15 protein-coding genes are annotated in these 10,966 nt (G+C 70.8%); 5 read left to right on the top strand and 10 right to left on the bottom strand.

What is annotated here, in order from left to right:
* A partial coding sequence (locus tag C1I97_RS40050; RefSeq protein ID WP_181446848.1) for a hypothetical protein occupies nucleotides 1-203 on the top strand: 203 nt, incomplete at its 5' end.
* A 572-nt stretch (nucleotides 204-775) separates the two neighbouring features.
* Here C1I97_RS40050 and C1I97_RS39320 read toward each other — a convergent pair.
* The 4 genes from C1I97_RS39320 to C1I97_RS41625 form a co-directional block, all read right to left on the bottom strand.
* Nucleotides 776-898, bottom strand: coding sequence for a DUF397 domain-containing protein (locus tag C1I97_RS39320; protein WP_146608260.1), 123 nt, complete (start codon nucleotides 896-898; stop codon nucleotides 776-778).
* Between the two features lie 242 nt (nucleotides 899-1,140).
* Entirely contained in the window at nucleotides 1,141-3,027 is a 1,887-nt protein-coding gene (nhaA, locus tag C1I97_RS21875) for a Na+/H+ antiporter NhaA (protein ID WP_111004913.1), read from the bottom strand.
* On the bottom strand, nucleotides 3,027-3,179 hold the full coding sequence (locus C1I97_RS40045) for a hypothetical protein (protein WP_181446847.1): 153 nt from the start codon (nucleotides 3,177-3,179) through the stop codon (nucleotides 3,027-3,029). Before C1I97_RS40045 ends, nhaA begins: the two co-directional genes overlap by 1 nt.
* Before the next feature lie 475 nt (nucleotides 3,180-3,654).
* Nucleotides 3,655-3,846 carry a hypothetical protein gene (locus tag C1I97_RS41625; protein ID WP_258382680.1) on the bottom strand — a complete coding sequence of 64 codons (192 nt, stop codon included), beginning with the start codon at nucleotides 3,844-3,846 and terminating at the stop codon, nucleotides 3,655-3,657.
* 24 nt (nucleotides 3,847-3,870) lie between these two features.
* Here C1I97_RS41625 and C1I97_RS41620 point away from each other — a divergent pair, with 24 nt between their 5' ends.
* On the top strand, nucleotides 3,871-4,218 hold the full coding sequence (locus tag C1I97_RS41620; protein WP_258382679.1) for an McrC family protein: 348 nt from the start codon (nucleotides 3,871-3,873) through the stop codon (nucleotides 4,216-4,218).
* Between the two features lie 223 nt (nucleotides 4,219-4,441).
* Here the strand turns inward: C1I97_RS41620 and C1I97_RS39315 are convergent, their stop codons facing one another.
* The 4 genes from C1I97_RS39315 to C1I97_RS21850 all read right to left on the bottom strand — a co-directional run bounded on the left by C1I97_RS39315 (nucleotide 4,442) and on the right by C1I97_RS21850 (nucleotide 7,596).
* Nucleotides 4,442-4,741: a hypothetical protein gene (locus C1I97_RS39315; RefSeq protein ID WP_146608259.1), complete on the bottom strand. Its 300-nt coding sequence runs from the start codon at nucleotides 4,739-4,741 to the stop codon at nucleotides 4,442-4,444.
* A 43-nt stretch (nucleotides 4,742-4,784) separates the two neighbouring features.
* Entirely contained in the window at nucleotides 4,785-5,336 is a 552-nt protein-coding gene (locus C1I97_RS21860; protein WP_111004912.1) for a GIY-YIG nuclease family protein, read from the bottom strand.
* 70 nt (nucleotides 5,337-5,406) lie between these two features.
* The gene (locus C1I97_RS21855) at nucleotides 5,407-6,288 is read right to left on the bottom strand and encodes a DUF4232 domain-containing protein (RefSeq protein WP_111004911.1); all 882 of its coding nucleotides are present in this window, start codon (nucleotides 6,286-6,288) and stop codon (nucleotides 5,407-5,409) included.
* Nucleotides 6,289-6,894: 606 nt separating this feature from the next.
* The gene (locus C1I97_RS21850; RefSeq protein ID WP_146608258.1) at nucleotides 6,895-7,596 is read right to left on the bottom strand and encodes a hypothetical protein; all 702 of its coding nucleotides are present in this window, start codon (nucleotides 7,594-7,596) and stop codon (nucleotides 6,895-6,897) included.
* A 324-nt stretch (nucleotides 7,597-7,920) separates the two neighbouring features.
* Between C1I97_RS21850 and C1I97_RS21845 the strand changes: the two genes are divergently transcribed.
* Complete coding sequence (locus tag C1I97_RS21845; RefSeq protein WP_111004909.1) at nucleotides 7,921-8,295, top strand: hypothetical protein; 375 nt, start codon at nucleotides 7,921-7,923, stop codon at nucleotides 8,293-8,295.
* 200 nt (nucleotides 8,296-8,495) lie between these two features.
* Nucleotides 8,496-8,876 (top strand): ArsR/SmtB family transcription factor, encoded by a 381-nt coding sequence (locus C1I97_RS21840; protein WP_111004908.1) that lies wholly within the window; start codon nucleotides 8,496-8,498, stop codon nucleotides 8,874-8,876.
* Here C1I97_RS21840 and C1I97_RS42995 read toward each other — a convergent pair.
* Nucleotides 8,867-9,043: a hypothetical protein gene (locus C1I97_RS42995; RefSeq protein ID WP_441349137.1), complete on the bottom strand. Its 177-nt coding sequence runs from the start codon at nucleotides 9,041-9,043 to the stop codon at nucleotides 8,867-8,869. The two genes, C1I97_RS21840 and C1I97_RS42995, sit on opposite strands and share 10 nt — an antisense overlap.
* Nucleotides 9,044-9,176: 133 nt before the next feature.
* Nucleotides 9,177-10,766 carry a flavin monoamine oxidase family protein gene (locus tag C1I97_RS21830; RefSeq protein ID WP_181446846.1) on the bottom strand — a complete coding sequence of 530 codons (1,590 nt, stop codon included), beginning with the start codon at nucleotides 10,764-10,766 and terminating at the stop codon, nucleotides 9,177-9,179.
* On the opposite strand from C1I97_RS21830, the gene C1I97_RS21825 reads away from it, so the two are divergent.
* A complete protein-coding gene (locus tag C1I97_RS21825; protein WP_111004906.1) occupies nucleotides 10,767-10,964 on the top strand; it encodes a hypothetical protein in 198 nt (65 codons plus the stop codon).
* Nucleotides 10,965-10,966 lie beyond the last annotated feature (2 nt).

The following is a 10,966-nucleotide window of genomic DNA, read 5'->3' as shown; positions in this document are numbered from 1 at the left end:
CCCTCGCCCTCGACGAGGACCCCGCCCCCAACATTCGGGCGCTGCTCGCCACCGACGCCCGCTCGATCGCACAGCAGAGCGGAGCCGACCAGCTTCACGTCCACAACGCAGTCACGCTGACCATCGTGCTCGCCCCCAAGATGACCGCCCCGCCGCCCGACGTAAGTTCGGCTCCGGGTGACGACGAATGCGGCATCACTTGACTGCGTGAGTGCACGACACCCTCAGCACCCTGCCTCCGTCCCGCGTAGCCGTCGCAAGGCCGCAGTGCACGCGTCCGCACGGCCCGCACAAGGCGGAAAGAGTGTCCGCTGGCACTGGGGGATCCCTGGGACTTTTCTGGGACTTCCGGCTGCATCAACGGGCAACAGCGTGAAACAACCGAAAGACCATTCGCGCAGGTCAGCGGCACCTTTCCGTCCATCGCTGCAGGTCCCAACGCTGGCTGGTCTCTTCCGGGACATCTGATCGTCCGATGCCGTCGGCCCCCTCTGACCTGCGCTGGTGCGGATCTGGAAGGGGGTTGCTGCGCCGCCACGCGCGCATCGCCGCCGGGCTCGGAGATCGAGGCTTGGATCAGGCGCATCGAGAGCACCGCGAGGAGGACGATCAGAAGCCGAAGCCCACCCGGACTTCCGGCCTCGGCGACCGTTTCATCAACCGCGAGGCCCTCGGCTTCGCCCCCGTTGATGAGACCAGAGGACCTCAGGAGCGATGAAGGCGTGTCGTCCGCCGTCCAGCACCCGGCGCGGCGGACGGCGCACCCCCAAGCCGCTCAGCGCTCCGACGCGAACCGCACGAACCGCCCCCGGCCCTCGCGGCCAACCGCGAAGGCCGGGCGGTTCACGTCCTTGGAGTCCCGCATGTGGACGGCCTGTTCGATGATCGCGACCTCCATGGAACCCGGTCGCCGACCGGGTCCTCGTCGCTCCGCGAACGGCGCGGGAGGCCGCACAAGAGGATCTGGACGAGGCGAGACGGCCGGCCGTCGGCCTCTGCAGCACTCGACCAGGTCATGGGCCTGCACGGCGTACCCGCCGGTGAGGACCGGAGGACGGAGGGAGCCGAGGCCCACGGCGGCCGGCCGACCGCTCCGGCCCTCATGTGTGCTGGGGCGGGACGGTCGGCCGGACTGCCGGGCTACCGCAACGAGCTCACGGCGGCGGTGGACGCCTCGAGTTCGCGGGCGAGGGTCGCCGCGTCGGAGGGTCCGGTGTGCCGGCGGTCGCCGATGAAGAAGGTCGGGGCGCCACTGGCCCCGCTCGCCTCGGCGCTGGCGGCGTCGGCCCGTACCCGGGCGGCCGTCTCCTCGGAGTCGAGGTCCCGCAGGAACCGCTCGACGTCGAGTCCGGCCTGGGCGGCATACCCGACGATGTCGTCGAACTCGAGCTCGTTCTGCTGGGTGAACAGCAGGTCGTGCATCTGCCAGAAGCGTCCCTGCGCGTCGGCGGCGACCGCCGCCCGGGCGGCGAGTTCGGCGTTCGGGTGCACATCGGGCAGCGGCAGGTGCCGGTAGACGTAACGGAGCCGGTCGCCGAACCGCTGCCGCAGTTCCTGGGCGACGCCGGTGGCATGGGCGCAGAAGGGGCATTCGTAGTCGCCGTACTCCACCAGGGTCAGGGGTGCGTCCACGGGACCCTTGACGTGGTCCGTGGCCGGGTCGACGGGGCGGTCGAGCGTATGGGGCAGGTCGGCGTCCGTCTCGCCGCGCAGGACCGCGGCCAGGCGGAAGGCCACCCGTCCCAGGACCGTCGCGAACACGGCCGCCAGCAGGACGCCGACGGTCGCCTGGGCGCGTAGGACCGGGTCCTCGAAGGCGAGTCCGGCGATCAGCAGGGAGACCGTGAAGCCGATCCCGGACAGCACGCCACCGCCCACCACGTGGCCCGGGCCGACACCGCGCGGGAGCTTGCCCAGGCCGAGGCGGGCGGGAAGCAGCGCGCCGCCTCCGATGCCCAGGAGCTTTCCGACGACGAGGCCGATGATGACGGCCCAGGTGACCTTGGAGGTCAGGGCGTTGGCCAGGACGCCGCCGCGCAGGTCGACGCCGGCGCTGGCCAGGGCGAACACCGGGACGATGAGGTAGCTCGTCCAGGGGTGGAGTACCGTCTGCAGCCGCTCGTTGACGGAGACGGCGCGTTTGAGTCCCCTGCGTGCCGTCAGGCCCACGTCCGCTCGGGGGGACTGGCGGAAGGCCCGGAAGAGCCGGACGGCCCGTTCCACGGCCTGGCGTGCGGGGGTGTGGGCGGGGATGAGGAGACCGCCGAGCATGCCCGCGATGGAGGCGTGGAGGCCGGCTTGGAAGGTGGCGAGCCACAGCGCGAGAACGATCAGCACGTACGGGGCCGTGCGCCACACACCGAGGCGGGTCAGCCCGGCCAGGGCCACGCACAGGGCGAGCGCGACCAGCAGCGGCCGCAGGTGGACCGTCTCCGAGAAGACGAAGCCGATCACGGCGACGGCCACGATGTCGTCGATGACGGTGATGGCCAGCAGGAAGACGCGCAGCTGCGTGACGAACCGGGGGCCCACGATGGTGAGCGCCCCCAGCATGAACGCGGTGTCGGTGCCGATGACCACACCCCACCCCTGGACGGCTTCGCCTCCGGGTGCGACCGCCAGGTACAGCAGCACGGGGATCAGCATGCCGCCGATCCCGGCCAGGGCCGGGATCACGACGCGCCGGCGGTCGGTCAGCACGCCCACGGAGATCTCGTAGCGGACCTCCAGGCCGATGACGAAGAAGAACAGGGCCATCAGGCCGTCGCTGACCCAGTGCCCCAGGTCCATGGAGAGACTGGCCCCGCCGATCGAGAACGAGGCGTCGGTCGCCCAGAGCGACGCATAGGCCTCCGACCAGGGCGAGTTCGCCCACACCAGGGCCACCACGACAGCGGCCAGGAGCAGGCCCACGCTGCCCGCCTCGGTGCTCAGGAAGGCGCGCACCGGGCCGGAGAGCTGGGCGACCAGTGTGTTCCCTTTGGCCGGGGTCTGGGAGGCCGGGTCGTTCTTCTTCCGTAGCGCCATCACCAGCTCCCCCGCGCCGGGGTCAGGGCCTGCGTGGGGGTGAAGGCGGTCTTCCGGCCGGTGATCCCGCGCTCGGGGAAACCCACCGGGGTCTCCCCGTCGCGGATCTCGCAGCGACTCTGCTCGGGGTTGTCGCGGACGGTGGTGCTCATGCGCTCCCTTCCTGCGGGCTCTTCGGACGGACCGCGGGCGGTGCGGCGATGCGGCAGCCGCCCGGCTCGGCACGGGATGACGGCTGACGTCCTGCACACGGATACCTGGTACGCCGAAGAAACCTCCCGTCCCACTTACTCATATCTGGTTCAAGAGTCACTTTTATTCCCGATGCGGGTCCGCATTTCCGGTCCGGGGTCCGCGTCCGGGCACGTGAGCGGGTCCGAACGTACGGGTGGCGACCCTCGTGGCCCGGCACCCCGACGAGGGTCGCTCACTCCTCGTCCGAGTCGCTCGGCCGTGCCGGCACGTGAGGTGTTCGGTGGTCGCGCAGGCCTCGCCCCACGTCGAGGAGTCCGCGCTGGCCGTGCGCGGGCGGCTGCGCGAGGCCGAGCAGATCCGGCGGCGCTTCGGCCGTACGCCGCCCGTGGGGATCGCCTCGACGCGTACACCGCCAAACGGCTGCTACGGCTGCTACGGCTGCCGGGCGTCCCCGGTGCCGTCCGGCGGCGCCTCGCCCGTCAGCATGTACGTCTCGCCGACGCCGCGCCGCTGGTCCGGGCGGCAGGAACTGCCGCGTCGGCAGCCGTCGCGCCTCACCTCCCGCCACCGGCCCGCACTGCGGCTCGCCGAGGCCGTCCTGCGCGGCTCCTGGCTCCCCACCACCTCGACACCGCGGGTCTGGTACGGATGCGCCCCGACCTCGCCGTCCGCACCGGCGACGGCCGCACCCCGACCGCCGTCGCCGACGCCAAGCACAAGGTCGAGAAGGGCGACGGGGTCCTCAACGCCGACCTGTACCAGGCGCTCGCCCACGCCACCGTGCCCGGCCTGCGCGAGGCGCACCTGGTGTACGCGGCCGGACGGCGGCCCGCACGCCTCCACGAGGTGCGCGGGACGACGGCGAGGCCGAACGGGCGGGGAGTACGGCTGTACCAGCACAGCCTCGACCTCTCCCGCGAACCCGCACACCCCCTGTCGGCCCTCCGGGAAATCGCCGGACGGCCGGCCGGAGCCGACCTGCTTTCACGGTCATGAAACGCCGTCAGGCAGACTCGACGCGGACAGGTGACTGCGTCCGGAGTCCGCCGAAGACACCCGTGACCGGCGGATGCGGACCATTCTCATCACCGGCTCATGGCGGAGCGTCGTCCTCTTCGTCGCCTGCACGCGCGCCCGCGAAGCCCTGAACGTGACGTGGAGCGGAGCTCCGAGCCCGTGGTGGCGAAGCCGTCACGGGCGGCTTCGGCGAGCTGCCGGCTCAGCTGCCTGCCGGCTGCTCATCACCAGGAAGCCAGTCCACCTGCTGGAGAGCGGCCAGGTCACCGCGCGCCAGCATGGCCATCACCCGGATCATCTCCGTGCGCGAAGCATGCGGCAGGTGGCGAGGCTCGACGTCGCTGTCGTCGAGCTTTTCGAGCACCAGGCCCCCTCCCTGGAAAGCCGAGACGGTCCAGGAGGATGCCCCGTCCGTGACCGACACGTCCGGGTGCTCGTCGTCGACCGGTCCGTCGAGTTCGGCGACGAGTGAGGGGATGCCGGCCTCGCTGCCGTCCTCCATGGCCCCGTCCCGATGTGTGAACGCAACGGGCATCGTGCCGGCCTCACCCGGCCGGTCGAGGACCAGCGCTCCGGTAGTACCTCGAACGTGCCTCCTCGACCGCGTCACGCACGGCGCCCGGCTGCGCACCGCCGACGTTGAACGGTGGACACAGTCGGGAGATCAGGCTGTCTCTCACCGCAGACGGGTCGGGATGCTCGGTCCAGGTGAGCGCCAGATGCTTGTGCATCCATACGGTGAGGCGCTCCTCGTCCTCCGGCACGAGGGCCACCCGGTCGGCCGTCCATGCCGTCCGATAGTCCTCGGCGGGCATGAGCAGCCCCGCCAGTGTTCGACGCAGTGTGGAACTTCCGGACTGTCTCAGGTGGTCGGAGGTGATCCGGCTGCGGAGCCGGGTGGCTTTGCCCACGTAGAGGAGCCGGTGGCCGGGATCCGCGGAGTTCGCCGGCCCGGGAAACGACGGCAGGACGTCGGGCGCCGCCCACCACGCGCACAGCCCCGCTGTCCCCGGCAGCGCTGCCGTCGCCTCGGACAAGGAGTGTGGAGAGTCGGACAGCGCTGCGATGGCCCGTCGTACGGCCGTCTCCTCTGACATGGCCTCAGCATAGGGGCCGGGAAGACCATGGGTCAGCGGCTGTCGGAACCCGGGGCGGGGCCGGGGCCGCCTACTCGTCCTTCTGCCAGGCGCCGACCCCGAGCTTCCCCGTCGTCCCCAGGTCCAGCTCCGGCACGACCGTCACCGGCGCGGCGCCGGGCTTCGCCCAGGTCCGCACGTAGGGGGCGTTCACGGGGTCGCCGACCCCCATCTCGACGGTGTTGCGCCACACCAGCGTCGTGCGCGCCCGCTCACCGGGGCGCAGGGTCAGCGGCCGGGGCGGGGCGTCGGCCCCGGTGCCGGAGGCGATCGCGCTGCCGCCGTGCAGGATGCGTACGCCCTCGACGGGCTCGTGGTCCTCGTCGAGGAGCTGGAGCCGCGGGTAGCCGTCGAGCCGGTACGGGCCGGTGCCGCAGTTCTCCAGGTGGAGCCCCACCACCCGCAGCCCCATCGCGGCGTCGCCCTGGTCCGCGTAGACACGCACCCCCGACTCCGGGCACGGTCCCCCGGTGGACGGGGCCTCGCCTGCGGGCACGCTGCGCACCCTGAGGATCCGTGCGGGCGGCGTGCCGTCCCCGTACGGGCCCATGGCGGTGCGCGTGAGGGTGCGCCGTACGGTCCTGCCGGGCTGCACGGACGGCACGGTCTGCTCCACGCTGTTCAGCGCGGCTCCGGAGTCCGACACGATGCTGAAGGTGACGGTGTAGGTGAGGGCACGGCTCCCGGTGTTCGTGACCTCCCACTGGATGTCGTCGCAGGAGGCACCGCCCGAGCCGGTGATCCTGACCCCGTCCCGCTCCCTGCCCGAGGTGTCGCCCGACGGGCCCGACGGCGCCCCCGTGGGACAGCCGGAGGCCGAACCACCGCCCCGTGCACCGGCTTTCTCGACCCCGCACCCGCCGAGCAGCAGCACGGCGGCGAGGGGCAGGACGAGGGAGGTGGCTCTGCGCATGCGCGGAGTCGATCAGGAGCGGCCCCGGCGGGGCTGTGGCGGAAGCCATACTTCCGGTCACAGCCCTGTCACAGACCACTCGGCGCCGCCCGCCGGCAAGTTGCGCGTCCAGCGGACGGCCTGGGGGCGCCCCCGGCGAAGCCGGAGAGTGCCCCCAACCGTTCGGGGCACACGGCTGAGCACGAGTTCTGGCACCGGGGCTCACTCCCGCCCAGTCTCCAGGAACGGTAACCGGCGGCCGTGAGGCGATGGTGGAAGCGGACAGGGGCGGCGGGTGCGACAGGGGTCGTGGTGAGCGTCGTGGTGACCTTGGTGGGTGACAGGTCGTGGGGGTGGGACTTCGCGGCCCGGTGCCTGCTCTTCTCGGCGCTGTACGCACTGACGGGGCCTCTGGTGGCACGGTCTCGACGCCGTGCCGAGGAGCGAGATACGCAGCACATGCGGGACATCCGGGAAGCACGGCGCCGCCGACGCCGATCATCGGCTTGTCGGCTGCCGCACGCCGAAGTGAACGCACGGAGCCGGGCGGAGCCGGGCTTCAGCGAGTGCGGCCGCATCGGTACGAGCGACCGGCCCGGGTGGGCTCCCACGACGGTGTTCAACGGCTCAGGACTGCTTGGTTCCGCAGAAAGGGCAGGTGGCGACATTCGCCTTCATCAGCACAGTGGGCAGGGCGCCATCGAGGATCCGGTCACGGGGCAGGGTGAGACCGAAACGCCGCTCGATGACCTCGAGGCAGGTGCGGTGCACTCTGTCACGGTCCTCCGACAGTTCATCGGGATCGTCGAGGGGCAGGCCGGCCGCGGTCAGGTCCGCTTCGACGGCCGCACAGAGCTCCCGGTCGTCCCCGGTGACTCCGTCGTAGCCCCACGAGCCGTCCAGATGCAGGTTGAAGTAGGACAGGGTGCGTCCGTCATGCTGGTAGGCGAAGTGGGGCGGCACGGGTTTGCCGTTCTCTTCCTCGTACCAGAGATGGAAGACGTGAGCACCGCCTCGTGACACGGGAGGCTCGGGCCCGAACCCCCCGTACCAGAAGCCGTGCTGGACCACGAAGGCCCATTCGTCGATCTCTCCGTGGCGCAGGGCGATCGCATCGTGGATGTGGCCGAACAGGCCCGCCATGACGTCTTCGGTCTGCTGCGCGGTGAGGTTCCCGATGAACCGCGGTTCCTGCTTGTTCCTGCCGAACCGGGTCGCGGCAACCCTTCTGGCCAGTTCCTCTCCCGCGAGGTCCTGGGCGATGACGACGCTGTAGCCGCCCCAATCGATCGACTTCGGCTCGGCGAGCCAGGTGATTCCGTCAGACATGCCGATCACCCCACCAGGTCCGGAGCAGGAGTGCTGTGATGGAGGCCACACCTCCGGTTCGGGTGCACTCGGGGAGCAGCAGGCCGCCCTGGGGACGGAGATCGACTACACCACGCCGAGGGATGCCGTCTTCATCAACTTTCCTCCACAACCCGTCAGTTGTGGTCGCCGAACCGTCCGTCCCCGGCATTCTCCGGTCAACGGACGCCACTCCTGAAGACCTCCGCCCGAACGCCGGAGGCGCGCGCCTACGGTGCGATCACCGGGCGCGGCGGCGACGGCCGCCGTGCTCAGTCGACGATCGGACGATCAAGGGGAGGCAGCATGGCAAGTGTGGAAGTGTCGCTGAAGGAGATGATGACCGCGGTCGAGGGGGCGCTGGGCGCGGCGGTCGTCGACTACACCAGCGGGATGGCCCTGGGGACCCTGGGCGGGGGCAAGGACCTGGACCTGACCATCGCCGCCGCGGGGAACACGGACGTCATCCGCGCCAAGGTGCGCACCATGGAACAGCTGGGCCTGCAGAGCCAGATCGAGGACGTGCTGATCACGCTCGGCAGTCAGTACCACCTGATCCGCCTGGTCACCGGACGCAACGGCAACGGCCTGTTCCTCTACCTCGTTCTGGACAAAGACCGTTCGAACCTGGCGATGGCCCGCCACCAGCTCAAGCGCGTCGAGGAACAACTCGAGGTCTAGGACTTTCCCGTGTCCCCGGCCGACGTGCGCCCATGATGTGAAGACTTCTTCAAGTCACCACATCAGCATGATCCCAAATGGTGGATGCGCGCGGCCGGGGGCGAAAAGAATCGGCTGTGCAGGGCACATTCCGCGGCGGCGCCCTCCGGGGTGCCGTCGCACCTCCGGACCACCCCCGACGCGGCAGGGAGCGAGCACTCATGCAAGTCCCCCTCTACCAGGCCAAGGCGGAGTTCTTCCGCATGCTCGGACACCCCGTGCGCATCAGGGTCCTGGAACTGCTCCAGCACGGTCCCGTGCCGGTGCGGGACCTGCTCGCCGACATCGAGATCGAGCCGTCCAGCCTCTCGCAGCAACTGGCCGTGCTGCGACGGTCCGGCATCGTCGTGTCCATCCGGGAGGGGTCCACCGTCCGCTACGCGCTCGCCGGCGGCGACGTCGCCGAGCTGCTGCGCGCGGCCCGACGCATCCTCACCGAACTCCTGGTAGGCCAGAACGAACTGCTCGCCGAACTCCGGCAGACCGAAGGCGGTCGCGCCGACCCGGCCGTCGTGTCCACCACCGGCATCGGTCACCCGTAGCGGAAGAGCGGTCCGAGGCGGTCCTCGGCGGCCTGCGGCCGGCCGGCGCCAGCAGCGGCCGAGTTCGGGGCGTGGGCGCGGTACGCGGCGAGGTCGGTGGCGTGGACCGTGACACGGGCGAGGTCGGCGCGGATGCCGCGCTCGGCGGCCTGCCGTAACTCCGTCAACGCCCGATCCGGTGATCTGCGGGGGTCCGCACGTCGATCACAGTTCCGGTCTGTCTCGATGACGCGGGGGCTTGTCGGGGCGGGGCGTGACCCCGGAGGCTGCTCCGGGGCCACGCCGTGGGTCGCGCCGGTGTCAGGGGGCGATCTCCTTCGACACCCGCTCGCCGGAGGCTATGGCGCCGTCGAGGTAGCCGAAGTTGTCCAGGGACGTGTGCTCGCCGGCGAAGTGCACATTGCCCTCGGCACCGGGCTGGGCGCCCCACAGGGTCGTGTACTGGCCGACGCGGGGGCAGGTGTAGGCGCCCTTGGACCAGGGGTTGAGGTGCCAGACATCACGGTACGCCCTGCCGTTGTACGCGGCCGTCACCCCGGGGAAGATCGGTTCCATCCCGGACAGGAAGGTGTTCACCTGCGCCGCCGGGGCGGTGCCGAAGGCCGCGCCCGTCCAGCCGGTGGTCACGGCGGAACCGGAGGGGAACTGGCACAGGATGCCCTGGGGCAGCGCCTGGCCCACGCTGTCGTCCCAGACCGTCTGCAGTGTGTCGGGGTTGGTGTACGCGACGCCGCCGTACTTCTGCGCGACCCACGGCCGGCTGGTGAACTGCACGTGGAGTTTGGCGTTGGTGCCCAGGTCCAGTTGCTGGATCGCCCGCGTCTTCAGCGCGGAGAACCCGGCCCCGCTGAGGTCGCAGTCCCGCAGTGTCATGAAGGGCAGCGCCAGGACCACCTTGTCCGCCACCACGTCGGACACGGCCAGGCCGTCGCTGAAGGTGCAGGTGACCGTGGAGTCGGCGTTGGACCGGAGCGCGGTGAGCTTCTTTCCGTACTGCACTGTGCCGGGCGGCAGTTGGCCGATCATCCCGGAGATGAGCTGGTCGTTGCCGCCGACGATCGAGTACTTCTCGTCGCCTCCGGTGATCGGGGCGAGGAAGCCGGGGCTGTTCCAGCCCAGCAGATAGATCAGGTTGAGCGCGGGCTGCCGGCTGGGGTCGAGGCCGTACTCGGAGAGGACGTTGGACTGCATGAGCTTGGCGAACCGGCTGCCGAGGCCGCCGGGGACATTGGCGGCCAGCCATTCGTCGACCGTCATCAGGTCCAGCTGGCGCCCGCGTGCGGTGTAGTTGTCGTAGGTCTGCGGATAGGGGGCGGCCTTCAGTTCGGCGGCGAACTTCGGCTGGACCACCTTCCAGTCGTTGTTGGCGTCCGTGATGCTGTAGAGCGCCCCGTCGATCCAGTACTTGTCCTCGTATTTCCCATGGTTGCCGCCGTTGACGGTGTTCGTCTTGAGGCCGAGCGTCTTGGCCAGGTTGAGAGCGGCGGTGTGATCGGAGTTGATGAAGGCGCCGCCGTGTTCGACGACATGGCCCGCGTCGAAGAAGCCGCGCAGGCTCCAGCACCGGCCGCCGGCCCGGGTGTTGCCCTCGTAGACCGTGGCGGCGATGCCCTTCCTGCGGTACAGGTCGTGGGCGACCCGCAGGCCGGCCAGGCCGGCGCCGACGACGACCACTCTGGGTGCGGTGGCGGCGTTGGCCGCCGGAGCCTGCAGGAGCGAGCGGACGCCGAGCCCGCCGGCCGCGGCGACCGCCAGGCCACCCGCGGCACCGCGCAGGAACTGCCTGCGGCTCGCGCCCTCGGCAGCGGCGGCGGCCCTCCGCCCCTGGATCTCTTCCACCGGCACGCCGGTGCGCGCCGCTTCGTCGTGCGTCGAGAACATCGCACGCATGTGGGCACTGAGACGGGTACGACCCTGGAAACCTGCCATGTCGAGGTCCTTACTGCTGCGAAGGGGAAGTGGTGCCTGGCGCTGTCGTCGGGCGCCGAGATCGCGGGCGCCGGGGCGGCGTACCAGCGGCAGGCGCTGCTGTCGCCGCACAACATGTACCTGCTGGTGCTGAGCGAGCAGGGCCTGGTCCGCGCCTGACG

It is taken from the genome of Streptomyces sp. NTH33 (assembly GCF_003236365.1).
In the GTDB taxonomy this organism is placed as follows: Bacteria; Actinomycetota; Actinomycetes; order Streptomycetales; family Streptomycetaceae; genus Streptomyces.
This window is presented reverse-complemented; position numbering and strand designations above follow the sequence as displayed.

Excerpts from the sequence above, each read along its gene's own strand:
- C1I97_RS39320 (WP_146608260.1), bottom strand. The coding sequence starts at position 898 with ATGGAGGTCGCGATCATCGAACAGGCCGTCCACATGCGGGACTCCAAG.
- nhaA (WP_111004913.1), bottom strand. The coding sequence starts at position 3,027 with ATGGCGCTACGGAAGAAGAACGACCCGGCCTCCCAGACCCCGGCCAAA.
- C1I97_RS40045 (WP_181446847.1), bottom strand. The coding sequence starts at position 3,179 with ATGAGCACCACCGTCCGCGACAACCCCGAGCAGAGTCGCTGCGAGATC.
- C1I97_RS41620 (WP_258382679.1), top strand. The coding sequence starts at position 3,871 with ATGCGCCCCGACCTCGCCGTCCGCACCGGCGACGGCCGCACCCCGACC.
- C1I97_RS39315 (WP_146608259.1), bottom strand. The coding sequence starts at position 4,741 with ATGGAGGACGGCAGCGAGGCCGGCATCCCCTCACTCGTCGCCGAACTC.
- C1I97_RS21860 (WP_111004912.1), bottom strand. The coding sequence starts at position 5,336 with ATGTCAGAGGAGACGGCCGTACGACGGGCCATCGCAGCGCTGTCCGAC.
- C1I97_RS21855 (WP_111004911.1), bottom strand. The coding sequence starts at position 6,288 with ATGCGCAGAGCCACCTCCCTCGTCCTGCCCCTCGCCGCCGTGCTGCTG.
- C1I97_RS21850 (WP_146608258.1), bottom strand. The coding sequence starts at position 7,596 with ATGTCTGACGGAATCACCTGGCTCGCCGAGCCGAAGTCGATCGATTGG.
- C1I97_RS21845 (WP_111004909.1), top strand. The coding sequence starts at position 7,921 with ATGGCAAGTGTGGAAGTGTCGCTGAAGGAGATGATGACCGCGGTCGAG.
- C1I97_RS21840 (WP_111004908.1), top strand. The coding sequence starts at position 8,496 with ATGCAAGTCCCCCTCTACCAGGCCAAGGCGGAGTTCTTCCGCATGCTC.
- C1I97_RS21830 (WP_181446846.1), bottom strand. The coding sequence starts at position 10,766 with ATGCGTGCGATGTTCTCGACGCACGACGAAGCGGCGCGCACCGGCGTG.